Annotated in this window: 1 protein-coding gene; it reads left to right on the top strand. The window is 42.0% G+C overall.

Translation table 11 applies throughout. The annotated features are described in order from the left end of the window. The coding region (locus DM397_RS00385) for a DUF11 domain-containing protein (protein ID WP_162615426.1) at positions 1-440 on the top strand (440 nt) is incomplete at both ends.

Below are 440 nucleotides of genomic sequence, written 5' to 3'. Positions count from 1 at the left end.
AGAAGCTACTACGGTTCCAGTTCCAACATCAGCAGATTTATCATTAACCAAAACAGTCGATAATGCTACTCCACTTGTAGGTTCTCAGGTAACTTTCAGCTTACAGCTAAATAATGCAGGTCCGCAAGCAACAGATGGTGTTGCTGTTACCGATTTGCTCCCATCTGGATATACCTATGTGTCATACACTGCAACAGCTGGAGATTATAATCCAGCAACAGGTTTATGGACAGTTGGAAATATGGCAATTGCAGCCACTCACACTTTACAGATAACAGCTATAGTAAATGCTACAGGAAATTACACTAATAATGCCGAAGTCACAGCAAGCAGCCAGCCTGATCCAGATTCTGCTCCAAACAATGGAGTTACAACAGAAGACGACTATGCAGAAGCTACTACGGTTCCAGTTCCAACATCAGCAGATTTATCATTAACCA

Source organism: Flavobacterium nitrogenifigens, from assembly GCF_003254565.1.
GTDB lineage: Bacteria > Bacteroidota > Bacteroidia > Flavobacteriales > Flavobacteriaceae > Flavobacterium > Flavobacterium nitrogenifigens.
The sequence above is the reverse complement of the archived record's forward strand: the minus strand, read 5'-3'. Positions and strand labels throughout refer to the sequence as shown.